This is a genomic window from Priestia sp. 53B2 (assembly GCF_056099005.1).
The window spans coordinates 1-1,612 of record NZ_JBLZXA010000004.1 but is presented as its reverse complement, the minus strand read 5'-3'; the positions used below and the strand labels follow the sequence as shown (position 1 = coordinate 1,612).

The following is a 1,612-nucleotide window of genomic DNA, read 5'->3' as shown; positions in this document are numbered from 1 at the left end:
GTAGCAATAGCAAGATCATCTAATGTTTTGTTAAGCATACTTTTAGTAGCCATTCCTCGATCCCTCCTGTTATTGAGCTTTCTTTAATATTTTTTGTAATTCATCAATTGCTTTAGTAGACGTTTGCACGTCTTCTTCAAGAATTTTTTTTAATTTTTCATCTTTTACTAATTCCAACATTGCTGTGCCTTTCGTTACACACGATGTTTTAAGTGTTAAGATTTCATGAACTTCTAGCGTCTCGTGCATAGCTAATTTTTTTGTCATGTCTCAATTCCTCCGTGTCATTGTATTTTTTAAAAATCCTATGTGTATAAACCATTACCTAGCCAAGCTATTTTGTAGAGGTTTTAATTGTTAGAATTTTTATTGCTGGCTTTTCCGCCTTTTTCACCAATTTCTCGGAAAAACTCTTTGCTTTGGTTCTTAGATGTAGCTTTTCCACCCTTTTCTCCAATCTCTTGGAAAAACTCCTTATCATGATTTTTAGATGTAGTTTCTCCACCTTTTCGTCCAGCTTCTTCTCTACTCATTTTTTCATTTTCCTTATTCTTTGCCATGTTTGTTTCCTCCTTATGCTTTTTTTGACTTGTGAATTATATTCCCAACTCATTTCCATTTAAACAATGATTGTCTAATTTTTTGAATGTTTTAGAAAAAGAGACTGGGGTATTACAGATAGCATAAATGAATCCATTTATATAAACTATTTTCTATACTAAGAGGAGGAACTACTCATGACTAAAAATGTAATAGGTACGTACGATAACGAAGAAGCAGTCGTAACAGCTATTCAAAATTTAAAAACCCAAGGATTTCAAGAGAAGGACCTCTCCCTGGTCACTAGCAAAGATATCGATAAAGAGGACTATTTAGAAATTGAAAGCAAAGAAGGAATTGACGTAAAGAAGATTGAAACTACAGAACAAACTCATGAAGATGAATCGATTATGGATAAAATTAAACATATGTTTTCACCAGATCACCATCAAGAGACTCATAAAGATAAAGCACGAGTAGAAAAGCGTTTAATTAACTTAGGTGTCCCTCTTACAGAAGCAGGGTCTTATGCAGATGATTTACAAAAAGGAAAAGTATTATTGTTAGTAAGAGCGAATGGAGGAACAAAAACAAATCCGTTTTTAGGAAATAGAGAGGATTCTGCTTTTGCGAAAGGTGACTCTGTTTATGATCAATCATTATATGGAGAACATCGTGAGCATGAAAAGAATGTTCCTAACAATGCAGAAGAACATATTGAGCTAAAAGAAGAACAATTACATGTAGATAAAGAACGCGTCCAAACAGGAGAAATTCAAGTCGATAAGGATGTTCTTCAGAAAGAAGAAACCGTTAATATCCCTGTCGAGCATGATGAAGTATATGTAGAACGCCGTCCTGTATCTGATAAAAGAACCAATACGCAGATTAGAGAAGACGAAGAGACGGTTCGTATCCCTCTCGAAGAAGAAAAAGTGACCGTATCAAAGGAACCAGTCGTAACAGAAGAAGTAGTTGTAGGTAAACGACGAAAAGAGAAAAATGAAAAAGTATCGGAGACTTTAAAGAAAGAAGAAGTAAATATTAAAAATCAAGAGAGGCCTCTGACATC

Annotated in this window: 2 protein-coding genes and 1 pseudogene; 1 reads left to right on the top strand and 2 read right to left on the bottom strand. The window is 34.2% G+C overall.

The window, feature by feature from the left end; all coding sequences use genetic code 11:
* Positions 1-69 precede the first annotated feature (69 nt).
* Positions 70-267, bottom strand: coding sequence for a spore coat protein (locus tag ACN6NE_RS02560; RefSeq protein ID WP_128820833.1), 198 nt, complete (start codon positions 265-267; stop codon positions 70-72).
* Positions 268-362: 95 nt separating this feature from the next.
* Positions 363-560: pseudogene (locus ACN6NE_RS02555) on the bottom strand (KGG domain-containing protein); the annotation flags it as partial.
* Positions 561-737: 177 nt separating this feature from the next.
* Here ACN6NE_RS02555 and ACN6NE_RS02550 point away from each other — a divergent pair.
* On the top strand, positions 738-1,612 hold an 875-nt coding region (locus ACN6NE_RS02550), incomplete at its 3' end, for a YsnF/AvaK domain-containing protein (RefSeq protein ID WP_474324345.1).

Excerpts from the sequence above, each read along its gene's own strand:
- ACN6NE_RS02560 (WP_128820833.1), bottom strand. The coding sequence starts at position 267 with ATGACAAAAAAATTAGCTATGCACGAGACGCTAGAAGTTCATGAAATC.